Origin of the sequence: Marinobacter persicus (assembly GCF_002934325.1) — a bacterium.
Classification (GTDB): Bacteria; Pseudomonadota; Gammaproteobacteria; order Pseudomonadales; family Oleiphilaceae; genus Marinobacter; species Marinobacter persicus_A.
This window is the reverse complement of the sequence record NZ_PTIV01000013.1, coordinates 61,005-82,872: the sequence shown is the minus strand read 5'-3', so window position 1 is coordinate 82,872 and position 21,868 is coordinate 61,005. Positions and strand designations below refer to the sequence as shown.

23 protein-coding genes and 1 pseudogene are annotated in these 21,868 nt (G+C 53.8%); all 24 read left to right on the top strand.

What is annotated here, in order from left to right:
* Window positions 1-1,090 (top strand): IS1380 family transposase (locus BY454_RS08925; RefSeq protein WP_104416264.1); only part of this gene is annotated, 1,090 nt, incomplete at its 5' end.
* A gap of 170 nt (window positions 1,091-1,260) precedes the next feature.
* Window positions 1,261-1,614, top strand: a pseudogene (locus BY454_RS17175) (IS30 family transposase); the annotation flags it as partial.
* A gap of 215 nt (window positions 1,615-1,829) precedes the next feature.
* The gene (locus BY454_RS08910) at window positions 1,830-2,021 is read left to right on the top strand and encodes a DUF2283 domain-containing protein (protein ID WP_104416262.1); all 192 of its coding nucleotides are present in this window, start codon (window positions 1,830-1,832) and stop codon (window positions 2,019-2,021) included.
* Window positions 2,022-2,044: 23 nt separating this feature from the next.
* Window positions 2,045-2,812, top strand: a complete 768-nt coding sequence (gene cysQ, locus BY454_RS08905; protein WP_104416271.1) for a 3'(2'),5'-bisphosphate nucleotidase CysQ — start codon at window positions 2,045-2,047, stop codon at window positions 2,810-2,812.
* 3 nt (window positions 2,813-2,815) lie between these two features.
* Window positions 2,816-3,295, top strand: a complete 480-nt coding sequence (gene rfaH, locus BY454_RS08900) for a transcription/translation regulatory transformer protein RfaH (protein ID WP_104416261.1) — start codon at window positions 2,816-2,818, stop codon at window positions 3,293-3,295.
* A 548-nt stretch (window positions 3,296-3,843) separates the two neighbouring features.
* The gene (locus BY454_RS08895) at window positions 3,844-5,094 is read left to right on the top strand and encodes a capsule assembly Wzi family protein (RefSeq protein WP_258075606.1); all 1,251 of its coding nucleotides are present in this window, start codon (window positions 3,844-3,846) and stop codon (window positions 5,092-5,094) included.
* A 24-nt stretch (window positions 5,095-5,118) separates the two neighbouring features.
* Window positions 5,119-7,686: an SLBB domain-containing protein gene (locus tag BY454_RS08890; protein ID WP_104416259.1), complete on the top strand. Its 2,568-nt coding sequence runs from the start codon at window positions 5,119-5,121 to the stop codon at window positions 7,684-7,686.
* Complete coding sequence (locus tag BY454_RS08885) at window positions 7,686-8,648, top strand: Wzz/FepE/Etk N-terminal domain-containing protein (RefSeq protein ID WP_104416258.1); 963 nt, start codon at window positions 7,686-7,688, stop codon at window positions 8,646-8,648. Before BY454_RS08890 ends, BY454_RS08885 begins: the two co-directional genes overlap by 1 nt.
* Window positions 8,649-8,667: 19 nt before the next feature.
* A complete protein-coding gene (locus tag BY454_RS08880; protein ID WP_104416257.1) occupies window positions 8,668-9,984 on the top strand; it encodes an MBL fold metallo-hydrolase RNA specificity domain-containing protein in 1,317 nt (438 codons plus the stop codon).
* 46 nt (window positions 9,985-10,030) lie between these two features.
* Complete coding sequence (locus BY454_RS08875; protein ID WP_104416256.1) at window positions 10,031-10,297, top strand: hypothetical protein; 267 nt, start codon at window positions 10,031-10,033, stop codon at window positions 10,295-10,297.
* Between the two features lie 499 nt (window positions 10,298-10,796).
* The gene (locus BY454_RS08865) at window positions 10,797-11,021 is read left to right on the top strand and encodes a hypothetical protein (protein WP_104416254.1); all 225 of its coding nucleotides are present in this window, start codon (window positions 10,797-10,799) and stop codon (window positions 11,019-11,021) included.
* The gene (locus BY454_RS08860) at window positions 11,011-11,385 is read left to right on the top strand and encodes a type II toxin-antitoxin system VapC family toxin (RefSeq protein ID WP_104416253.1); all 375 of its coding nucleotides are present in this window, start codon (window positions 11,011-11,013) and stop codon (window positions 11,383-11,385) included. The genes BY454_RS08865 and BY454_RS08860 overlap by 11 nt, the downstream gene beginning before the upstream one ends.
* 18 nt (window positions 11,386-11,403) lie before the next feature.
* The gene (locus tag BY454_RS08855) at window positions 11,404-12,336 is read left to right on the top strand and encodes a hypothetical protein (RefSeq protein ID WP_104416252.1); all 933 of its coding nucleotides are present in this window, start codon (window positions 11,404-11,406) and stop codon (window positions 12,334-12,336) included.
* 310 nt (window positions 12,337-12,646) lie between these two features.
* On the top strand, window positions 12,647-13,519 hold the full coding sequence (locus tag BY454_RS08850; RefSeq protein WP_104416251.1) for a TIGR04255 family protein: 873 nt from the start codon (window positions 12,647-12,649) through the stop codon (window positions 13,517-13,519).
* A gap of 12 nt (window positions 13,520-13,531) precedes the next feature.
* On the top strand, window positions 13,532-14,173 hold the full coding sequence (locus BY454_RS08845; protein WP_104416250.1) for a helix-turn-helix domain-containing protein: 642 nt from the start codon (window positions 13,532-13,534) through the stop codon (window positions 14,171-14,173).
* Window positions 14,173-15,045 carry a hypothetical protein gene (locus tag BY454_RS08840; protein ID WP_104416249.1) on the top strand — a complete coding sequence of 291 codons (873 nt, stop codon included), beginning with the start codon at window positions 14,173-14,175 and terminating at the stop codon, window positions 15,043-15,045. Before BY454_RS08845 ends, BY454_RS08840 begins: the two co-directional genes overlap by 1 nt.
* Before the next feature lie 14 nt (window positions 15,046-15,059).
* Window positions 15,060-15,740 (top strand): FRG domain-containing protein, encoded by a 681-nt coding sequence (locus BY454_RS08835; protein WP_104416248.1) that lies wholly within the window; start codon window positions 15,060-15,062, stop codon window positions 15,738-15,740.
* Between the two features lie 583 nt (window positions 15,741-16,323).
* On the top strand, window positions 16,324-16,659 hold the full coding sequence (locus BY454_RS08825; protein ID WP_104416246.1) for a MarR family EPS-associated transcriptional regulator: 336 nt from the start codon (window positions 16,324-16,326) through the stop codon (window positions 16,657-16,659).
* 383 nt (window positions 16,660-17,042) lie between these two features.
* Window positions 17,043-17,192, top strand: coding sequence for a hypothetical protein (locus BY454_RS16930; RefSeq protein ID WP_181049674.1), 150 nt, complete (start codon window positions 17,043-17,045; stop codon window positions 17,190-17,192).
* 2 nt (window positions 17,193-17,194) lie between these two features.
* Window positions 17,195-18,343, top strand: coding sequence for a hypothetical protein (locus BY454_RS16760; protein ID WP_146082695.1), 1,149 nt, complete (start codon window positions 17,195-17,197; stop codon window positions 18,341-18,343).
* Window positions 18,344-18,489: 146 nt separating this feature from the next.
* A complete protein-coding gene (rfbB, locus tag BY454_RS08815; RefSeq protein ID WP_104416244.1) occupies window positions 18,490-19,563 on the top strand; it encodes a dTDP-glucose 4,6-dehydratase in 1,074 nt (357 codons plus the stop codon).
* Window positions 19,560-20,432 carry a dTDP-4-dehydrorhamnose reductase gene (rfbD, locus tag BY454_RS08810; protein ID WP_104416243.1) on the top strand — a complete coding sequence of 291 codons (873 nt, stop codon included), beginning with the start codon at window positions 19,560-19,562 and terminating at the stop codon, window positions 20,430-20,432. The genes rfbB and rfbD overlap by 4 nt, the downstream gene beginning before the upstream one ends.
* On the top strand, window positions 20,433-21,302 hold the full coding sequence (rfbA, locus tag BY454_RS08805) for a glucose-1-phosphate thymidylyltransferase RfbA (RefSeq protein ID WP_104416242.1): 870 nt from the start codon (window positions 20,433-20,435) through the stop codon (window positions 21,300-21,302). It abuts the gene before it with no gap.
* 9 nt (window positions 21,303-21,311) lie between these two features.
* On the top strand, window positions 21,312-21,860 hold the full coding sequence (gene rfbC, locus BY454_RS08800; RefSeq protein WP_104416241.1) for a dTDP-4-dehydrorhamnose 3,5-epimerase: 549 nt from the start codon (window positions 21,312-21,314) through the stop codon (window positions 21,858-21,860).
* Window positions 21,861-21,868 lie beyond the last annotated feature (8 nt).

The window sequence follows — 21,868 nt, the reverse complement described above, 5'->3', positions numbered from 1 at the left end:
GGTCTTCGGCGTAGCTGCTGGATACGAAGACCTGAACGATCACGAGGCACTGCGTTTTGACCAGGCGCTGCAAACAGCGGTTGGCAAAGAAAGCGGTTTAGCCAGCAAGTCCACGCTGTGCCGAATGGAACAGCAAGTGGACCGGCAATCGGTGGTCAAGGCCCACGAACTGCTTTGGCATCACTTTATCGAACAGCACGAGGCACCATCGAAGGAAATCGTGCTGGATTTTGATGGCACCGATATCCCGGTTCATGGCGACCAACCCGGCAAGTTCTTTAACGCCTATTACGATCACCATTGTTACTTTCCGCTGTACGTATTCTGCAGCCGCCACCTGCTGGTGAGTTACCTGCGCACCAGCAACCGAAGTGACAGCCGCCACAGCTGGGCCATTCTGGCTCTGCTGGTAAAGTTCATCTGGCAGTACTGGCCCAACACCCGCATGGTATTCCGGGGTGACAGTGGATTTTATCGGCCTCGCCTATTGAGCTGGTGCGACCAGAATAATGTGGATTACCTGGTCGGCATCAGCAAAAACAGCCGGTTGCTCAAGGACGTGGAAGCGCCGTCACAATTGGTCCGGGACACGCACCAGAAAGTCGGTGAAAAAGTCTCCGCCACTTATCGGTTCCGGTATCAGGCGCATTCCTGGAAATTCTCTCGCTGGGTGGTAGCCCGTCTGGAAGAAGGCGAGCTGGGCTCCAACCCTCGCTTCGTGATCAGCTCCCGCTATGACGACGGTTTTAAGCTCTATTACGAACAGTACTGCGCCCGAGGCGACATGGAAAACCGGATCAAGGACCAGCAGCTGTATCTGTTCGCGGATCGAACGTCGAGCGTTCAGTGGTGGACCAATCAATGGCGGCTGATCTTGTCCGGCTTCGCTTACACCCTGTTCGAGCGATTACGAGCGCACTTGAAAAAGACGCCCTTCGAACGGATGAGCGCCAGCAACCTGCGGCTGAAGCTGATCAAGGTTGGCGCGGTCATCATCCGCAATACCCGCAGAATCCGGGTGCTGATGAGTGACAGCTATCCCTACAAAGACGAACTCACGGATCTGGTACGCCGCTTGGTTCCAGGGTAGATGCCCGGGCTCCCCCGGCCCGACGCAATGGGGGAAAGGGGGCAGTGTATCCAAACGACAAAAAATGATTAATTATTAATCAATCGTGCCCACATCTGAGCGGTCATGGCGGTCACCCGCTTAGTCTGCGAGACTTGCAGGGTGGCTGTGAGAAATCCGGGGTAAAGCGATTTACGGCCAACCAGACAACGCGCACTGTGATCAGGCTTTTGAGCCCAATCCGAGGTGCTGCGAAAACACTGACACTGGACAACGGCAGCGAGTTTGCGGAACACGAACGGGTGGCTAAAGAGTTGGACTTGGCTGCCTATTTTTGTGACCCATACTGCTCGGGCCAGCGGGGCACGAATGAAAATACGAACGGCTTGCTGCGCCAGTACTACCCGAAAGGAACGAACTTCGCGAAGCTGTCTCAGACACACATTAACCGAGTGGTTGAACAGTTGAATAACCGGCCCAGGAAACGACTGGGTTACCGGACACCGGCGGAGGTGTTCTGGGGTGAATATTCCGGAGCACTATGAATGAGCGGTGCTGCGGTTATTGGTTGAATCCACGAGGAATATAACGGAAACAGAGTTGTCTGCATTACTTGAAGCGGGATATAAGGACGACATAATGCTTTGGATTGCAAAATATTTTTCGGGGCGAACCGATAACTTGCTATGCTTGGCGTAGTCTTGGAAGACCGGCTGGTAGTGAAAACCGCCATGCACCATTTTTCATGGGAGGGAGAGCAATGAGAACGACATACCACGAAGACGATGACATCTTAGTGCTTCATCTTTCGGAGAAACCTATTGCCAAAGAAGCGTCCCAGGATTGGAACACCCACATCAGTTATGCCGACGACGGCACCATCGTGGAAATCGTCATCCTGGAAGCATCAAAGCAGGGTGCCTGGCCGCTTCTGCGCAGTCATGCAGCATAAATTTATCCATGCAGGACGCCACCATGCGCTACAGCTCCCTCCTCCCGGATGTGATCAGGATTGCCGACGAAGCCAGCGAAAAAGTGCTTCATATTTACCAGTCCGAATTCAAAGTGCATTTCAAGGAAGATAACAGCCCCATTACCGCAGCAGACCTCGCCGCAAACGATATTATTGTTCAAGGCCTGCGCCGTGTTGCCCGGGATATTCCCATCGTTTCAGAGGAAAGTGCCGAAGCGCCCTGGGAAGAACGCAAACACTGGCGCCGTTTCTGGCTGGTGGACCCCATCGACGGCACCAAGGACTTCACCCAGCGCACCGGTGAGTTCACCATAAATATTGCCATGATTGAAGACGGCGAGCCGGTGATGGGGGTGGTGATCGCGCCTGCGCTGAAAGAAGCCTACTGGGGCGTAAAAGGCGAGGGTGCCTACAAGCGAGATCGCACCGGAAAAGCCCGCCACATCCGCGTAGCGGAGCTGCGAGACAGCTTGCGAGTGGTAGCCAGCAAGAACCACCTGAACGAAGACACCCGCGCCTTCATCGCCAAGCTTGGGTCTCATGAAACCGTGCAGGCGGGCAGCTCCCTGAAATTCTGCCGCATTGCCGAAGGCCATGCGGATATCTACCCACGCATGGGCCCTACTTGCGAATGGGACACCGCCGCCGCGCATGCCGTGCTTGCAGCGGCTGGAGGGAAGGTGCAAACGTTAGAGGGTGAACCGTTGAAATATGGCAAAGAGAACGTGTTGAATCCCTGGTTCATTGCCGCCGGAAGTTGGTATCTTTGAGCTATGACTTGGTACGTGCTTCAACACAAGCCCGCACAGGGCGACCGCGCTTTTCATAATCTCCAAAACCAAGAAGTTTCGTGTTTTTACCCGAAGATAGAGGTAGAGAAAATTCGCTCGGGTAAGCGTCAAAAACGCCTGGAGCCGCTCTTTCCTGGCTACATTTTTATTAACCTTGAGCAAACTGATCCTGTGTGGTCAAAGTTACGCTCGACCTTGGGTGTTCTGCGTGTTGTCAGTTTCGCGGGCAAACCGATGCCCGTAGACGATGCTGTCATCGATCAAATAAAAGCGAGCATGGCTAAAGTGGCTGAGCAGGGTGGTATCAAAAAAGGCCAGAAAGTTGGGCTTGAAGAAGGCCCGTTCAAAGGCATAAATGCCATTTTCCAGGCCTACGACGGCGAAGAACGTGCGATTGTATTGATTACCTTCATGCAAAAACAGCAAACCGTAAGTGTGCCTGTCTCTGCCTTGAAACCATAAGTTTCCCTGCTGCTGGTTCAGTAAGGGGCTCCTTGCTGCTTGTATTTCATTGCACCCAGGCTCTCTGCTTCCTTTCAATCGTTCAAAAATCGATCAAAGTGTGTGTTTATGCTACATGTTAACAATTTGTTACGCATGTAAGTGCCTGATTTTGGTGCGCAAGGAAAAATTGTCACTTGCTTGTCGCGCCGGGATACGTACAATTGCGACGGTTTTTCAATATCAGTATCAGCTCTATTAACCGACAGGGATTCGTTGGGGGAAATATGCCCCTGCTTTTAAAGGCCCTGTCTTAAGTTGCATCGAAAAAGTCAATTTTCATGTCCTTAAAGCACTGGGCCCTGGTCGGTGGGGCGGTAGCGTGTCTGAACGCATATTCAGCAGTAGCAGCCCCATGGGTAAAGCCCGGTGATGCCAGGGCGAGATTTGCTATCCAGAAGCTTGCCGACCGAGGCCATATCGAAGCCTCAATAACCACTTGGCCGATCAGTTGGGTCGACGCGACCGCTGGAAAACAAAGCGCCGCGCAAGATCAGCAAGCGGTGGGTATGGCTTCCGCCTACCTGAGTTTTGAAAAAGAGCAGCAAGCCACTGAAGGTTTTCGCGGCGAGTTCAACGTGCGCGCCCAAAACGAAGTGCTCGGCATCACCGGTTTTGAACAAACCGGCACCGGCAAAGCCGAAACCAGCGTTAACCTGCAATGGCAAGGCAGCTTTTGGGGGCTGGGCTTGAACCCCACCTACACCCATGAGCCAGATGACGATAAAGAGCTGCGCCTGGACGGTTCCTATCTCGCCGTTAACCCCTGCAACTGGGTGCTTGGCGCCGGCGCCATTGACCGCTGGTGGGGGCCGGGTTGGCAGTCCAGCCTGATTCTCTCGAACAACGCCCGCCCCATGCCGACAGTGTGGCTCAGCCGCAACCGTACCGAAGCACCAGAGACCGAATGGCTGAACTGGATTGGGCCATGGCAGTTCACCGCCTTCCTTGGCCAGTATGAAAGCAGCCGCCAAGTCCCAGACGCCAAGCTTATGGGCGTGCGCTTGGCGTTTCAGCCTATCGATAACCTGGATATCGGCTTCTCTCGCGCCATCATGTATGGCGGCGAAGGCCGTCCAGAAGGCTTTTCCACACTCTGGGATGCGTTTACCGGCAAAGATAACGGCCAAAATGGCGCGAACGACCCCGGTAACCAGCTTGGCAGCATTGATGCCCGTTACGGTTTCACCATCGGCGACCAAACCATTGGCCTGTACGCTCAGATAATGGGTGAAGACGAAGCTGGCGCCTTCCCCTCGCGTAAGTCCTGGCTATTAGGCGCTGACTGGACCACACAGTGGTTCGAAGCCGACCAGCAATGGTTTCTGGAATACGCCAACACCACAGCCGACGATTTTCTGGGCGAAGCCAGGCCGGGCATCACCTATGACCATAGCCGCTATCAAACCGGTTATCGCTATTATGGCCGCAATCAGGCCACCAGTCTGGAAGGCGATGCTGAAGCCATCACCTTGGGCGCGTACCACTTCATGACCACTGGCAGTAATCTAAGTGCAAGAGTGACCTATGCAGAGTTGAACAAAGCTGGCCAGGCCATGCCACAGGGCACAGACCCGGACGTATTCTACAACGTGCCAATCAAAGGCCAAAAAGTGGCCATCGCCAACCTTGGTTACGGCACTGAAGTGCTTAATGGCTGGTTAGACATCAGCCTTCAAGCCAGCGACAAAGCCATCGAATACATCAGCGGCGAAAAAGACCAGCTCTCAGCCAGCGCCAGCTGGACCTACCGTTTCTAACGTTACAAACCGGACTCCAACACCGTGAATCTGAAAAAACTCCTGCTACCGTTAGCCCTGCTGCTGCCCCTAGCAGCCCACGCCCAGTCCATCAGTCCCGAGCAAATTGAGCGCTTCAAAAGCCTCCCCAAGGCTCAGCAACAAGCGCTTGCCCGACAATATGGTATCAACCTGAGCGACATCACCGGCAGCGGCCAATCCAGCCAGCGCCCGCAGCAAGTAGAGGTGGTCAAAAGCCAGGGCGATGGCGAAACCAGCAGCGAGCAGCTAGAAAAAGATCTGCAGGAAAAAGAGGCAGAACAAAAGCAAGCTGAGAAAAACAAAGGCCTGAAACCCTACGGTTACGACCTGTTCAGCGGAGAGCCCACCACCTTCGCACCAGTCACCGAAATTCCCGTGCCGCAAAACTACACCCTCGGCCCCGGCGATACCCTGCAGGTGCAACTGTGGGGCAAAGAAAACCGCAACCTGGAACTGCCGGTGGGCAGAGACGGCACGATCAATTTCCCGGATTCAGGCCCGCTTAGCGTCGCAGGCCTCAGTTTTGAAGAAGCACGCGAACAAATCCGTACTCGAGTGCAGGAGCAATACATTGGCGTGCAGGCCAGTGTTTCTCTCGGTGCGCTGCGGAGCATGCGTGTGTTTGTGCTCGGCGAAGCCCGTAATCCCGGCTCCTATAGCGTTAGTTCCCTGTCCACCATTACCAATGCCCTGTACGTATCCGGTGGTATCAAACAAACCGGTTCGCTGCGCAATGTGCAGCTCAAGCGTGACGGCAAAGTCATCAACGAGCTGGACTTGTACAACTTGCTACTCAAAGGTGACAGCTCCAACGACGACCGCCTGCAAGCCGGCGACGTCATTTTCATTCCGCCAGTCGGGCAGCGAGTGGGCATTGAAGGCGAAATCTACCGCCCGGCCCTGTACGAACTGGACGGCGAGAACACCTTGGCTGAACTCATCCGCATGGCTGGTGGCCTCACGCCACAGGCCTATCCACAACGAGTGACGATCGAACGCACCAACGACGATTTCCTGCGCATCATTGCCGAGGCCGACTACACCGAAGCCAAAGGCAAGAATGCCCGCGTCCTGCCTGGGGATCTGGTTAGCATCGCCTCCATCTCGGACATCACTGGCCAGTACGTCGAAATTCAGGGCGCCGCCACTCGCCCGGGAAAGTTTGCCTGGATGCCGGGAATGCGTGTGAGCTCGGTTGTGGATAACCTGGACGCAGATCTGTTGCCCATTGCCGACAAAGACTACGCAGCCATTGTTCGCACCAACCCGAGAACCGATCAGATCTCTGTTCTGAACCTGCGCCTTCGTGAAGCTGTCCGTAACCCCGGTAGCCAGTATGATCTGGTGCTTCACGAAAAAGACCGGCTGTTGTTTTTCTCTGATGTTGGCAAGGTAGACATCGAAGAGAAGGAAGCGGAGAAAGGTGAGGAAAGCAAGGCTCAAACCAGAACTGAAAAGACCAAAGAGACAGAAAACGACCCAGAGGCCTACACCCGCCGTAAACTGTTTGCCCCGGTCATCGAGCGCTTGAAAACCCAAGCCACGCCGGCATCCCCCCAGCAGGTCATCAATATCTCCGGCCCCGTTAGGTATCCTGGCCAGTACCCTTTGCCGGCGAGCCGTAGCCTGGCAGACGCAGTATTCGTGGCCGGTGGGCTGAAAGATTCGGCCTCGCTGCTGCAAGCCGAAGTGGCCCGCTATACCACGGACGAAGACGGTATTGGCCAGACCACCATCCTGGACGTGAATCTGGCCAAGGCCATGGCTGGTGAAACCAGTATTACGCTCAAAAGCCGCGATCGCATTCTTGTTAAAGCCATCCCGGAATTCAGCAAAACCCGCACTGTCACGCTTGAAGGCGAAGTCCGTTACCCGGGCGAATACACCTTCCGCGACGGAGAAACCCTGGCTGAAGTACTTCAGCGTGCCGGTGGTTTGACCGCTAATGCCTTCCCTCGCGGGGCCATCTTTACCCGTGAAAAATTACGCCAGCTCGAAGCACAGCGGTTGCGCGAAGCAGAACAGCGTTTAAAAGGCAATTTGTTGGGCATTCAACTGGAAGGTGATAGCTTCGGTGGAGATAACGCTCAACGGGTTCAGCAAGTGCAGGGGTTGCTGGAAGATGTTCAGGATAGCCGGCCTGTCGGTCGTATGGTAATTGACCTTCCCGCAGTATTGGAAAACGAGCAATACCAAGCCATTCGCCTGCAAGATGGCGACAAACTGACCGTCCCAATGATCCCGCAGGCGGTTACCGTACTCGGCGAGGTTCAATACCCGACCAGCCATCTGCACACCGAAGGTCTGAGCGTGGAGGATTACCTTGAACGCTCCGGCGGCCCCACACCACAGGCCGACGAAGACCGTGTGTACGTGGTCAAAGCTGACGGCTCAGTCATGCTGCCCCAGCGAAGCAACTGGTTTGGTGGCGGTGGCAGCCGACTGGAACCGGGCGATACCATCATTATGCCAATCGACGTAGATCGCCTGAACCAGCTGGAGCTCTGGACCAACGTCAGCCAGATCGTTTACCAGATGGCCCTTGGCGCCGCAGCAGTGGGTAACCTGTAATGAATCAACCAGTAATCAGCCAGGCACCGCAGCAGCAATACTACCCGGATGATGAAATCGACCTCCGCGAACTCTTCGCCACTCTGTGGCGGGGCAAGTGGATTATCATCCTGTTCACCATCGTGTTTGCCGCTGCCGGCGTGTTCTACGCCCTGAGTAAGCCCAACATCTACCAGGCCAGCGTGCTGCTGGCTCCGGCCCAGAGCGAAGGCAGTGGCCCGAGCATCAGCGGCCAACTCGGTGGCCTGGCCAGCCTGGCCGGGGTCAACCTCGGCGGCGGTGGCTCAGGCAAAACCACCATGGCCAAAGAAGTGCTGCAATCCCGCGCCTTTCTGACGGACTTCATCCATCGCCACAACCTCACCGTGCCGCTCATGGCCACTGAAGGCTGGAACATGGAGCGGGAAGCGTGGGTGATTAACGAAGAAGTCTATAACCCGGAAACACAGGAATGGCTCACCGATGAAGAGGGCGAAAGCCTCAAGCCCACCGACTGGGACCTGGTAAAGGCTTTCAAAGAGCACCTGAGCATCTCCAGTAACGATGAAACGGGCATGATCACCCTCAGCATCAAAAGCCAGGCGCCCCCAGTGGCTGCGGACTGGGCTGAAAAACTCGTACACGACATCAACGAACACATGCGCGAGCAAGACGTAAACGAAGCCGAAGCCCGCATCGCCTACCTGGAAGAAAAACTCAGCGAAACCAACATCGCCGGCATGCAACAAGTGTTCTACCAGCTGATCGAAAGCGAAACCCGCACTGTGATGCTGGCCAACGCCCAGAACGAATACATCTTCAAAACCGTCGACCCGGCCGTGGTACCGCAAGAAAAAAGCGAACCCAAACGCGCCCTCATCGCCATCGTAGCCACCATGCTAGGCGGCATGCTCGGCGTGTTTACCGTATTTGTCATTGCCTTCATTCGCTCAGGAAAAGAACGAAACGAGGCAAAAGCTTAAACACATAGAGGGCAAAGGAATGCCAACCGTCAACATTGAACATCACGGCGCCAAAACTGGCGTAACCGGCTCCTGTCACCAGTTGCACATAGACCCTGAAAACAGCCTGTTAATAGATTGCGGCCTGTTCCAGGGCCAGGAAGCCGGCAACACGCGCAACACCCAGGAAATCGACTTCAACACCAGCGGCATCCAGGCACTCATCGCCACCCACGTACACATAGACCATGTGGGCCGCATACCCTGGCTACTGGCCGCCGGCTACAGCGGGCCCATCATCTGCTCCCGGCCCTCGGCCAAACTGCTGCCCCTGGTACTGGAAGACGCCTTCAAGCTCGGCATCAGCCGCGACAGGCAACTGGTGGAACAATACCTGGCCACCATTGAACAACGCCTGCTGCCATTACCCTACAACCAATGGCACAGGGTAATAGACACCCCGGAACACCGGGTAGGCATACGCCTGCAACGGGCCGGCCACATACTCGGCTCCGCTTACGTAGAGGTTGACCACAACGGCACCCGCATCGTCTTCAGCGGCGACCTGGGCGCCAGCCATACACCACTGCTGCCAGCGCCAGAATCACCGGGAAAAGCCGACATACTGGTACTAGAAAGCACCTACGGCGACCGCAACCACGAAAGCCGGGAAGACCGAAAACACCGCCTGAAAGCCGCGATAGACCGCGCCCTGAAAAATCAGGGCACTGTACTCATCCCGGCCTTCAGCATCGGCAGAACACAGGAACTGCTGTACGAACTCGAAGATGTCATCAGCGACGAACTGCCGGTCATACTCGATTCGCCCCTGGCGACCAAATTCACCGCCGCCTACCGCGAACTGCAACCCTACTGGGACGAAGAAGCCCACGCCCGGCTGCAACAGGGCCGCAAACCACTGGCCTTCGACAACCTGCTAACCGTGGAAGGCCACCACGAACACCTGAAAATGGTCCACCACCTGGCCCGCAGCGCCCGCCCGGCCATCGTTATCGCTGGCAGCGGAATGTGCAACGCCGGGCGCATCGTCAACTACCTCAAAGCCATGCTGGGCGATGAAAGGCACGATGTACTCTTCGTCGGCTACCAGGCCCAAGGCACCCCCGGCCGCGACATACAGCGCTACGGCCCCAACAACGGCTACGTATGGCTGGATGGCGAAAAGCACACCATCCGCGCGAAGGTAGAAACCATTGGCGGCTATTCCGCCCACGCAGACCAACAAGGGTTGGTGGAGTTTGTGGCGGGGATGAAGGAAAAGCCGAAAGATATACGGCTGGTGCATGGTGAAGAACATGCCAAACAGGCCCTGCGAGCAAAGCTGGCGAACAAATAGCCAAAGGCGTATGCTCTTGATAATTGATGTGACTGGGGGTGTTCAAATGAGTACCTGCAAGGAAAAACAAGCCGTGACCAAAATACGCAAACACAACCGAATCAACGCCTTTGACGACAACCGGAAATTACTGCGTTATGCCCAACTGGCGTCACGTAACGCGATAGGTGAGTCGTTTGAAGCCGGTATCTCCGTTGTATACATGAAAGACGGGCAGCTCGTTCGCGAAGACCCGGATCACGAAGTAACCGTGGTTAAAAAACTGCAGAACAAGGAAAAGTTCGACCTGAGGGAGTACCTGTGCCACGGATAAGGCAATCGAATCGGGATTTGAGCCTTATCTGTACTACATCTGCACCACGGACCCGGATATCAATAAAGCAAGGGTGGCCCAGCGTGTGGAATCTGGCGGGCACCCAGTACCTGAAGACAAAATTCTCGGTCGATACCATCGCAGCCTGAGCTTGTTGTGTGAAATGGCCCGCAAATGCAGAAGGGTGTACTTCTTTGACAACTCCAGCCAGCGGCACCTGCATTTCTCCGAAATCACTCCAGATGGCTATCTCGACATTTTCGAAAAGCAGTTTAATCAGGTAGAGCCAACTTGGTTTGTTGAGCATTTGTTAAAGAAATGGCCGAGAGAAAAGGTGCGGATTGCTAGCCTTTAGTCGCGGGCCGAGCACATTCGTCTGGTACACGACGAAAAGAACGAAAACAGGCCCTGAAAGAAGAGCTGGAAGCCCTCGCCCTCTAAGCCAAAAAAACAGCCACATGGTATGCTTATAAAGTGAACAGCACGCAGAGGCAGCACTATGTACGCAATAGAGTTTGAAGCCGACATCCAGAACGGCACGGTGAAAATTCCCGAAATGTATCGCCAGCTGGATAACGCACACGCCAAAATTGTCCTGATGGTGAATGATGAGAGCTTCCAGGCTCAGCGCGAAACTGAGCTGGATTTTACCAACACAGACATCAAAGCGTTCTCAGGAAGAGATGCGCTGGATATTCAAAGGACCATGAGAGATGAATGGTAAGTATCTTCTGGACACCAACGCTCTCATCTATGCCATCAACCGAAAACTTAAATTGCCGAAAGCGGACTACGCAGTTTCAGTAATTACCAAAATGGAGCTGCTTTCCTGGCCGCAATTATCTCAGGAAGATGAGCAACAACTCAGAGCGGCTTTGTCGGGCACGGCCGTTTTACAGTTGAGTTCAAGCATCCAGGAAAGAACCATAAAGATTCGAAGGGCAACGTCGCTGAAACTGCCAGACAGCATCATATCGGCAACGGCGTTAGATGGCGGCTATGTTCTGGTTACAGACGACGTAAAGCTGAGAAATCGCCATGTTGGTGAGGCGATAAAACTAGACGGGTTGATGGGGACTGGCCATTAAAAAATGGCTGCACACCCAATGCCCCAATCCAAACTAAAAACCACGATCCACAACCTCTGGCCAAAGCTGCTCGTCATTGTCGCCGGTTTTGGCCTTTACGGATTGGCCGTAACCTGGCTCCAAGGCGACTTTAAAAGCCTGGTAATCGGAATCGGTGGCGGCCTGGTCTCTATTCCGCTGGCGTTCATTTTCTACGAAATCTGGCAAGAGAAATCCCACCGCAAGCTCAACAACAGCGTTTACGAGTTTGCGGAAAACCAGATGCAAGTAAGCATCAGAGCCGTCAAATCAAAGCTTGAGCTGTTAGTCGCCGGAGCATTCGCATACTTCGAGAGTGGCAGGTTCCTGGTTGACGATGAAGACATTGAGAACCTCAAAATCTACGTTCAGGAAGATGAAAGCGAAAACGTAGCGCCTGACAACGACAATCTGCTGGACTTTGAGCGGGAAAGTATATATGAAGCCTTGGTCGATGGCCGTTATCTGGCATTTCAGTTAACCGATCTGTCGCTGGGTGAAGAACTGCACCGGCTTGAAGGTTTGCTCTCCAACGCCTTCATCATGGAACGGCTGAGTGACAGCCAGGTTCGAGCCATTATCTATCTTATTGAAGTGGTCAAAATGCTCGAAGCTTTCCTGGCCCTTCATCATGATGTGTTCCTCAAATCCAGCGTGAAACTCCACGGGTTTCGAACCGAAATCATTCAGCAAGGTCTAAGCGCGTTGATTTTCGACAACCCGGGTACGGATGAATCGGTAACGTTAGACATCAAACCAGCCGGGGAAATGCAGCCAAGCGCAGAGCCACTGAATGCTTACGTGGTGAATCCGGATTGCTACGCAGCCCTGAGTGACCTGGTATACGACGTGGTGGAGGGCATAAACGGCTGGAAGTCCGTGTCTGACCCGGTTTATATGGATCATGAGGCTGGAAGAATTGGGGCATTATAAATCCTCTATTCTCCCATGGGGCAGTTTCACGAGGCAGACAGGAAGCTCGTGCCATAATGTTTGCTGAAAGTACCCGCAACCGAAAAGCTTTTTACTTGACTAACCCGCATGGTTATCTGGAAGAGCGATGATGACCAGTGGGAGTAGTCCACAATGGCTCAGGAAGATGAGCGGTTGCGACATGAATTTGACGAAAAAGCTGATTCAAGCAGGTAATCATGCAGCGCCCGTCCGGCTATAAGCGCCATCAAGTGCTAAACTGTCAAAAAACGTGTAAAGTTGTGCTTACCGCAACCAAAGATAGCCTGTTATGACACCTGTGATGAAAAATGCCCCCCTGGTGCACGTAGTCGCCGACATAAGCTTTACGCGCCTGCCTGAACCAGCCGCAGATGTGGTTGAGCGCCTGCACTCCGAGCTGCTCGATGCCGGGTTCCCGGAACGGATTGACGCCATTCGTCAAGCTGTAGAGGTAGTGGTTTCTACTCCCGAGTCTGAGCAGCAAACGGAGCAAAAAGTCACCCAAATAAAAAGGCTGGTGTTTCGCAACGCGGGTAAAACCAGGTTGGTGGAGTTTACTCAGAACTCAGTGGAAGGCACCGGCCGCTTGATTCTTAAAGTCACGGACTACCAGGGTAAAGAAGAATTTTTCGCTCTGTTGGAGCAATTACTGGGCATTTTCAAAAATTGCCTGCCTCAACTCGGTAAAACGGCCCTGAAAGGCCTTGCCCTCAATTACGTGGACCTGATCGTCCCAGCGGGTGGTCAAACTATGGGCCAGCTAGTCACCCGGGAAATATGTCCGCCGCAATTAGCCGCCGTGCAAGACCAGAAATTTTTGTTTGGTAGCAGCTTCCGTTTGGTGGAAACCGCACCTGACCAAAGATTACGGGTGGCGTTTGAGGAAGTTCCGGTTAATAACCGAGGTCTGACAAAGGTACTGCCAGACCACCTGGCCGAGCACGACAAGCGCTGTGGGTTGAGCATTCAAGCAAAAGAGCATTGGTGGAACATATCCACTGAAACCTACGGCATTCTCGATACTCAGCACATGTGCCAGCTGCAGCAAAGCCCGCAGCTGAAAGAGTTTGATATTCTCGATAAATTTCGGGCGCTTCAGGCAACCTGCAGCAGCGTATTCCGCGAAGTTACCACTGAAGCTGCCATAGCCAGTTGGGCCTAAAAGGAGCCACCCATGCTTGCCGCTGACATGCCTGCACAAGCAATGTTGTTGAGTACGTACCATTTTCCGGCTCAGCAAGTAGTTGCCGGAGCGCCTCCACTCAGTACCTTGGCCACCGACCAGCCCAACTGGCCAGAGTCGGAGCGCCCAGGAACAGACTGGCAGAGTGTGCGGGTGGTGTCTGACGCCGCCAATAATGCCGTTTCCACTGTGCATGTGTTTACCCAGCGACCGGTTGCCGCAGAAACGCAGAACGGCAGTGCGAGCATCACCGCCGCTAGTATGATTGCCAGTGCACAAACCGTGACTGGCCTCAGCCTGAAAGATCTGGCAGCTGTGTATGGTGTTTCCCGTCAAACGCTCTACAACTACAAGAAACAGAAAGACCAACCGAGCGATGCAAATTGGCAACGCCTGCAGCGAGTTGATAAAGCTATTGGCGAGCTGAAGCCTATTTTCCCGGCCAGTCCTGGTGCTTTGGCAAAGCGTGTTGCGAACGAACAAGGCGACACATTGCTGTTGTTGTTGCAACAGAAAAAGCCAAACCTTGAGCAACTCAAAGCATTAGCTCACCAGCTGGCTGACCAAATGAACAGCACCACACCAGCAAAGCGCCATCAAAGCACTTTGGATGAACTGACACGGCACTGCTGATGACTACGGATTCAACAGGGAAGCAGTTGCTCGTTAAGTGGGGCGTTCGTCAGGGAAGTTACATTGCAGCCCCGGAATATCCGCAAGGCTGGTGTCAGTTTCGCCCCAGCCCCGAAATGCGAGATAAAAGCTTTAAAAAAGATTACGTGCTACTGGTGCAAAGCCAGGACTGCGACATCGCAGCGAAAGAGGAGCTGGAGCCAGAAATAGAATTGCTCCCTCTGGCGCCCATCAAACCAAAAAAACTCTTCCCGGGTAACCAGTACGCCAAAAGCTCTCGCACGCTACAAATAAACATTGATGGCCAGAACTATGAGGGTAAGGTGCGAGCTACGGTCACTGTGCCAAAGCAGGAACTACTGGAATGGTTAGAGGCGAATACGGAAACCGCCAATATTGCGCAGCTAACCTCTGAAAACCTGCGCATTTTGACCGCATGGAAGGCAAACCGTTACCAACGCGCCGCGCTACCAGACCGTTTTAACCAGGCTTTCATCCCTCTGTTTGAAAAATACGCCGATGAGTTGGGTGCTCATTCCACAGAAAGCGGTAACAGCTGCGTAAGAGGCTTGTACCTGCACCTGGATACGTTTGAGGAAGGCGCAGCCAACTACGAATTTGCACTGCTTGCGTTGCTGAAACACGATACACCAGACCCACAGAGGCTCGCCATCGAAGAACAGGTAGAAGACCTGATTCAGGAGATGGAAGAGAACGAAGGCTTTACGTTGGCAGAGCACCCAAACCTGCCTGGCAACGCCGAAAGAGAAAGTGCCGTCACTGTCGCGCAGCTGACTCAGTATATGAAAATCAACCTGGATTACCTGTCTCTACGAGAAGGGGATGAGGATTTGGGGCCGGATGTTGGGTAACCTTTGGAGCATTAATGCCCTTTTTTGAGAGCCTGACAAAGCTCAAAGAGCATCTCGGCATCAAGCCCATTAACACAGGCCAGCAATTTAACTTCCGCGGGATTGTGTTCGATGATGTCGAAGCCCTGCACGCCAGGACGAGTATAAACGGCGATTGCGTTAACCTCGTGAGCGGTGTTGAGTTTGCCTTCACAGAGTACCGTGGCCAGACTCAGGAGTATGAATCCTGCCTGTCTACTCTGGATAGTATTCAGCACGACCATGAACTCTTTGCAGCCTTGTGTAGTTCAACCTACTTTAAGCAGGCATTGGAAGCCCACCCGGTCATAACCCAGATAAGAAGTAAGGGGCTTAATCTGGGTGAAAATGGTGAATCTTTACCAATTTGTGTTGATCTGGATGGCATTGCGCAGCATTACGGGCTCCCGACCCAATACCTGGATATCACCAGTAACTTCTCAGTAGCCAGCTTTTTCGCCACCCAGCGTTGGGACAATAAAGCTAAAAAATTCGAACCCATGCGGATGACTCCAAAGCCGGGTGTTATTTATCAGCTCCAACCGGCTTTTCTTATAGCTCAGGATAGTGATAACGGCATCCCGTATACGCCTATTGGCTGGCAACCTTTCCCAAGACCTGAGCAGCAACGAGCCAACGCAATCCGCCTGCCAGCAGGCGAGGACTTTGTTGAATAACTGCCTGTAGCAAGTCATTACTTCAACCATAGCAGCAATCAGTCCAAACGAATCTACGAGGAATTTGAGGGCGGAGAGAAGCTGTTACCAGCAGATGACCTGGCTGACTTTGCTGAAAGCGTGCAGAGCAAAACCAACTTTCCCCAGCATACCCTTGACGAAGCTTTGAGGCTTTACGAGAAGCGTAGGAAGCCACAGGACACAGCAAATAAGCGCCAAAGCCTGATGGCCAGAGCTGGTATTACGTTGGAATATCCGGGTGATTCTGAAGCCTACCGCTGGAATTTCAGCCAACAGGCCTTCGATGCCGAGATACAACGGATGCTGGGTCGGGTGCGATCTCGCTGGGCATGTTATGCCCAGTAAACAGTACCGGACCAGAGCGAGACTCTTTAATCCCTCGGCTGTCATGGCGGTCACTTTTGTGGCCTCTGCTCTTCCGGTTTTCAGTTGCAACCCAAACCCCAAGCCACTAACATCCCCGCGTTCAAACATTGAACACAACAAAACACCATAGCTTCATCGCCCACGATGCCTGCAACAGGGTAGGGCGGTAGCGTGCCTAAACTCCAGATCATGCCCCATGAATAACGACACCCACCTCCGGGTACTCAGACTTGTTGAACAAAACCCCGGCATCTCCCAGCGGGAAATGGCCAGAGAGCTGGGCGTGAGCCTGGGCAAAGCCAACTACTGCTTGCGAGCGCTGCTGGAAAAAGGGTGGGTGAAAGCGCGTAACTTCAAGAACAATGACAGCAAGCTGCAATACGCCTACCTGCTGACGCCCAGTGGCATCGAGAACAAAGCCCGGCTTACCGCCACCTACCTGCAGGCCAAAATGGCCGAATACGAGCGGCTTCGGGTGGAGATAGAGCAGTTGAAGGAAGAAGTCGTCGCCACAGAGCATGATCTCAGTTAAAGCGAACGGTCAACCTCGACAAACTCACTACCTGGCCCTACGTGGTCAAACACCACTCAAAGCCAGCGGCGACCATCCGCACAATTATTGACGGCACGGCCTCACGCCACCATCATTTTGTTAAACAAAGCTACTACTGAAGGAGAATAACGGCCATGGCAGGCTTTCCAAAACATTGGCCCGAGTGTTGTCCGCCTGATGATGCACAGCCAGCCGAAGGTGTTGTGTACAGAATTTGCCGAGAGAATCCGCCAGCCCTGGCGGACTTTCGGTCCCATGCCGAACTCGGTAAGTCGTCAAAGGGTGATCCATGCATGCGGCACGGTTTGTCGGTGTTTCGAGACATTTCAGACGCTCGACATGTAACGGAGCTCTTCCCAAAGTTGGGCAAGCTGATTTTTCGTGGTGAGTTGGCGCCAGAACACGGTAAGATCAAACCGACACCGGCGAAGACAAGGCCATCGCATGTGACTTGGTGGCCTTTTGAAGAAATTGAACGCGCCTCCGCCTTCACCGTCAGCAGCGAGGGGTAACAATGGACTGGCAAATTAAAGGTCTTACTTGTGACTCCAATAATTTTCAAGACATTGAAATACTCGACGTTCTGATAGACGTTGACGGCCCACGGCTGTTCACCGCTGAAACCGGATTGTGTACAGCTTTGGTTATGCTGGTAGACGAAAATGACCAGCATGCCCGCTATTTGGTTGCGCCTACTAACGATGAAATTGTAAGCCAGCTTCAGAAGGGCACAGTCAGCGTCCGCAAAGCGGTAGACCAACCCGTAGTCTGGATGTTGGAGGCTAATCATGCGCTTGAGCCCCAAAGGGCCTGGCGAACAACCTTGAGCGGCTTACCTGAATCCGTATTGCCAGAGAAAGGGCGAATGCTTTGGCCCCACCTACAACCCGCATTTCGTTTGCGCGCCATTGGCGAGGGGCTATCAGCTGGTACAGTGCCAGCCAGTGTGATCAGGCAAGTGGTCGAAGGGGCCAGTACCGCATTAAGAAAAGCTGCCGCTCACGTGTACAAAGAGCCAGCCAAACAAGGTCGTGCCAGTAATTCCAGGAAGCGCTTGTACGATCTGCCTGTACAGCATTTTGCCTACAACAGCTTCGAAGTGGCGTTCAGTCTTCCTGAAGAATCGCAAGAGTGCCTGCTGAAGGACGACGAAGATGCGGAAATGCAACAAATCGGAAGTGCCCTGGCGCATGCAATTCGTCGTTCAGAAGGCACCGACAACACCGATTCCGAGCTCGAAACACTCGAAATTGAGCTTTTGGAAGCGCTGGAAAAACTGGTGCCGCCATTGTCAGGCATTGTTACAGAGTTTGAGGTGGGCGGAACCATTCTAGGGAAAGGTGATGAAACCTATCGGCTTGGCCGGGAAACATCCAAGCGCGTAAAAAGAGTGCTTCAGGCCGTGAGAACAAAAGAAGAAAAAATCACCACCCTGGAAGGCCTGGTATCAGAAATGGACCGCGACAACTTCACGTTCACTCTTCGCCAGACCTCCGATCACAAAGATCACGTATGTTCGTTTTCGGCAGAGATCTTTGATGAAGTGATGGCGGCGTTTGTTAATGAAAGCCGAGTGGCCATCAGCGGGCGAGAGACTCTGAAAAACGGCAACATCGACGTCTCAATCTTCAACGAAGTAGGCGACGATTCCGCTCAGCTGTGAATCTGGGCTGAATACGGTTTTCACACGAAAACGACGAAAACCAGCCCCCTCCCATACGATCAGCAATCTACAAAGGGGACTGACCGTACTAAGTCAGACCCCACCCAAAGCCAGCGACGATCTCCAAACTCGGGCAAAGCACCAAAATGAAACTACTCATAACCGGCGGAGCCGGCTTCATAGGCTCCGCCGTAATTCGCCACATCATCCAAAACACCCAGGACGAAGTGGTCAACGTCGACAAGCTTACCTACGCCGGTAACCTCGAAAGCCTGGCGGAAGTAAGTGACAGTGAGCGCTACGCCTTTGAGCAGGTCGACATCTGTAACCGTGCGGAACTGGACCGTGTACTGTCCCAACACCAGCCGAATGCCATTATGCACCTGGCCGCCGAAAGCCACGTTGATCGCTCCATTGATGGCCCTGTGGCATTTATAGAGACCAACATTGTTGGTACTTACACGCTGCTTGAGGCCTGTCGCCAGTACTGGCAGGCACTGGAAGGCGACCAGAAGGCCAACTTCCGATTTCACCACATCAGCACAGACGAGGTGTACGGGGACCTCCCGCATCCTGATCAAACGGATGCCGCCAAAGAGCATTTATTCACTGAGCATACGGCATACGCGCCCAGTAGCCCCTACAGCGCCAGCAAAGCCAGCTCAGACCACCTCGTGCGGGCGTGGCAACGCACTTACGGCCTGCCAACGCTGGTAACCAACTGCAGCAACAACTACGGCCCCTACCATTTCCCGGAGAAGCTCATCCCGTTGATGATCCTCAACGCGTTGGAAGGAAAGCCTTTGCCAGTCTATGGTAAAGGCGATCAGATTCGCGATTGGCTCTACGTCGAAGACCATGCCCGGGCATTGTATAAAGTGGTCACCGAGGGCCAGCCGGGTGAAACTTACAACATCGGCGGCCATAACGAAAAACAGAACATCGATGTGGTGCTCACCCTGTGCGATATCCTCCAGGAGTTGCGCCCACAGGAAGCCAGCTATCGGGATTTAATCACCACAGTAAAAGACCGCCCCGGCCACGACAGGCGCTACGCCATAGACGCTAGCAAAATCCAAAAAGAACTCGGCTGGGTACCCAAAGAAACCTTCGAAACCGGCATCCGCAAGACCGTACAGTGGTACCTCGACAACCTGGACTGGTGTCAACGAGTACAAGACGGCAGTTACCAAAGAGAGCGATTGGGGGAAGGTGTATGAAAATCCTGCTCCTGGGGAAAAACGGCCAAGTTGGCTTTGAACTCCACCGAACCCTCTCCCCTCTCGGTCCCATAACAGGCCCGGACAGAGAAGAGCTGGATCTAAGCGATCAACAAGCCGTAGCCGATTGCCTTGAAAAAGTTAAGCCAGAGTTAATCGTAAACGCTGCTGCCTACACAGCTGTAGACGCTGCGGAAGAACACCAACAAGCAGCCAAGCGCCTGAATGCTGACTTGCCCAGCCAATTGGCAGAATACGCAAAAGCCAACAGCGCCCGCCTTGTCCATTACAGTAGCGATTATGTTTACCCCGGAAATGGTACCGAGCCCTGGCAAGAAATCAGCCCCACAGGCCCGCTAAGCGTATACGGCCGAACCAAACTGGAAGGCGACAAAGCCATCCAGAACAGCGGTGCAGATTACCTCATCCTTCGTACCAGTTGGGTCTACAGCGCCCGCGGCAACAATTTCATGAAAACCATGTTGCGGTTGGCCCAAAGCAAAGAAGAACTCAGCATCGTCGCGGATCAGGTGGGCGCTCCGACACCGGCACGGTTGATCGCACAGGTAACCGCCCTGGCGATTCACGGCCAGTTAAAAACAGGCCTTTACCATTTGGCTCCCAGAGGAGGCACCAGCTGGCATGGCTTTGCCCAGGAAATTTTCCGGCAAGCACAGCAGGCCGGTGAGACTCTATCCTTGGGCCCCGACAATGCCCGGGCTATCCCGACAAGCGACTATCCAACGCCGGCGAAACGGCCATTGAACTCGCGGATGGCCCTGAGCAAACTGGAAAACACCTTGAACATCCGGTTGCCGGACTGGCAAAGCCAGCTGACGCTCACCTTGAACGAATACCTGGAGAAGTAAATGAAAGGGATCATCCTTGCCGGTGGCTCCGGTACCCGCCTTTATCCGATTACCCGAGGCATTTCCAAGCAGCTCCTCCCGGTGTACGACAAGCCAATGATCTACTATCCGCTATCGGTCCTGATGTTGGCTGGTATCCGGGATATCCTGGTCATCACTACGCCGGAAGACCAGGAAAGCTTCAAGCGCCTTCTAAACGACGGTAGCCAGTGGGGCATTAACCTGAGCTACGCAGTGCAGCGGAGCCCGGACGGCCTTGCCCAGGCCTTCATCATCGGTGAAGACTTCATCGGCCAGGACAGCGTGTGCCTCGTGCTGGGCGACAACATCTACTACGGCCAGGGCCTTAGCAATATGCTGCAAGCCGCTGCTAAGCGGGAGAGGGGCGCCACCGTATTCGGCTACCAGGTCACCGACCCGGAACGCTTTGGCGTAGTTGAGTTTGACGGCAATCAACGCGCCATTTCTATCGAAGAAAAGCCGGCCAACCCAAAGTCCGATTACGCCGTCACCGGCCTGTACTTCTACGATAACGATGTGGTGGAAATCGCCAAACAGGTAAAACCCAGCCACCGTGGCGAACTGGAAATCACCAGCGTCAACCAGGCCTACCTGCAACGGGGCGACTTGAACGTCGAATTGCTGGGCCGGGGCTTCGCCTGGCTGGACACCGGAACCTTCGACTCACTACATGAAGCCAGCGGTTTTATTGAAACCCTGGAAAAGCGCCAGGGCCTGAAGATTGCGTGCCTGGAAGAAGTGGCCTACCGCATGGGTTTCATTGGCGAGGAACAACTGTTGGCGGAAGCGGAAAACCTGAAAAAGAACAGCTATGGCGCCTACCTGAAAAAACTGATCAAAAACCGATAAGCGAATACCATGAAAATCACCGAAACCGAGATTCCCGCCGTAAAACTCATCGAACCGAAAGTATTCGGCGATGAACGCGGCTTCTTTATGGAAACCTGGAACGAAAAAGCCTTCCGTGAAGCAGGCATAGATGCCACCTTCGTGCAGGACAACCACAGCCGCTCGGTAAAAAATACTCTGCGGGGTCTGCACTACCAGGTCAAACAACCGCAGGGCAAACTGGTGCGGGTGACCCGAGGTGAAGTATTTGATGTGGCAGTGGATCTGCGCAAGAACTCACCGACCTTTGGGCAGTGGGTAGGGGAATACCTCTCAGAAGAGAACAACCGCATGTTGTGGGTGCCGCCGGGGTTTGCCCATGGCTTTCTGGTAACCAGTGATACCGCAGATTTTCAGTATAAATGTACGGATTTCTACGCGCCGGAGTATGAGCGGTCGATTCGCTGGGATGATCCGGATTTAAACATCGAGTGGCCTGTTCATGCCTTACCTGATGGCCCTCTGCTGTCAGATAAAGATAAAGCAGCAAAGTCTTTTAAAAAGGAGCAGCGACTTTGACCGGTATG

What these genes read in the sequence shown, in the direction of transcription:
- BY454_RS08910 (WP_104416262.1), top strand. Translation starts at nt 1,830, where the DNA reads ATGAGAACGACATACCACGAAGACGATGACATCTTAGTGCTTCATCTT.
- cysQ (WP_104416271.1), top strand. Translation starts at nt 2,045, where the DNA reads ATGCGCTACAGCTCCCTCCTCCCGGATGTGATCAGGATTGCCGACGAA.
- rfaH (WP_104416261.1), top strand. Translation starts at nt 2,816, where the DNA reads ATGACTTGGTACGTGCTTCAACACAAGCCCGCACAGGGCGACCGCGCT.
- BY454_RS08895 (WP_258075606.1), top strand. Translation starts at nt 3,844, where the DNA reads ATGGCTTCCGCCTACCTGAGTTTTGAAAAAGAGCAGCAAGCCACTGAA.
- BY454_RS08885 (WP_104416258.1), top strand. Translation starts at nt 7,686, where the DNA reads ATGAATCAACCAGTAATCAGCCAGGCACCGCAGCAGCAATACTACCCG.
- BY454_RS08880 (WP_104416257.1), top strand. Translation starts at nt 8,668, where the DNA reads ATGCCAACCGTCAACATTGAACATCACGGCGCCAAAACTGGCGTAACC.
- BY454_RS08875 (WP_104416256.1), top strand. Translation starts at nt 10,031, where the DNA reads ATGAGTACCTGCAAGGAAAAACAAGCCGTGACCAAAATACGCAAACAC.
- BY454_RS08865 (WP_104416254.1), top strand. Translation starts at nt 10,797, where the DNA reads ATGTACGCAATAGAGTTTGAAGCCGACATCCAGAACGGCACGGTGAAA.
- BY454_RS08860 (WP_104416253.1), top strand. Translation starts at nt 11,011, where the DNA reads ATGAATGGTAAGTATCTTCTGGACACCAACGCTCTCATCTATGCCATC.
- BY454_RS08855 (WP_104416252.1), top strand. Translation starts at nt 11,404, where the DNA reads ATGCCCCAATCCAAACTAAAAACCACGATCCACAACCTCTGGCCAAAG.
- BY454_RS08850 (WP_104416251.1), top strand. Translation starts at nt 12,647, where the DNA reads ATGACACCTGTGATGAAAAATGCCCCCCTGGTGCACGTAGTCGCCGAC.
- BY454_RS08845 (WP_104416250.1), top strand. Translation starts at nt 13,532, where the DNA reads ATGCTTGCCGCTGACATGCCTGCACAAGCAATGTTGTTGAGTACGTAC.
- BY454_RS08840 (WP_104416249.1), top strand. Translation starts at nt 14,173, where the DNA reads ATGACTACGGATTCAACAGGGAAGCAGTTGCTCGTTAAGTGGGGCGTT.
- BY454_RS08835 (WP_104416248.1), top strand. Translation starts at nt 15,060, where the DNA reads ATGCCCTTTTTTGAGAGCCTGACAAAGCTCAAAGAGCATCTCGGCATC.
- BY454_RS08825 (WP_104416246.1), top strand. Translation starts at nt 16,324, where the DNA reads ATGAATAACGACACCCACCTCCGGGTACTCAGACTTGTTGAACAAAAC.
- BY454_RS16760 (WP_146082695.1), top strand. Translation starts at nt 17,195, where the DNA reads ATGGACTGGCAAATTAAAGGTCTTACTTGTGACTCCAATAATTTTCAA.
- rfbB (WP_104416244.1), top strand. Translation starts at nt 18,490, where the DNA reads ATGAAACTACTCATAACCGGCGGAGCCGGCTTCATAGGCTCCGCCGTA.
- rfbD (WP_104416243.1), top strand. Translation starts at nt 19,560, where the DNA reads ATGAAAATCCTGCTCCTGGGGAAAAACGGCCAAGTTGGCTTTGAACTC.
- rfbA (WP_104416242.1), top strand. Translation starts at nt 20,433, where the DNA reads ATGAAAGGGATCATCCTTGCCGGTGGCTCCGGTACCCGCCTTTATCCG.
- rfbC (WP_104416241.1), top strand. Translation starts at nt 21,312, where the DNA reads ATGAAAATCACCGAAACCGAGATTCCCGCCGTAAAACTCATCGAACCG.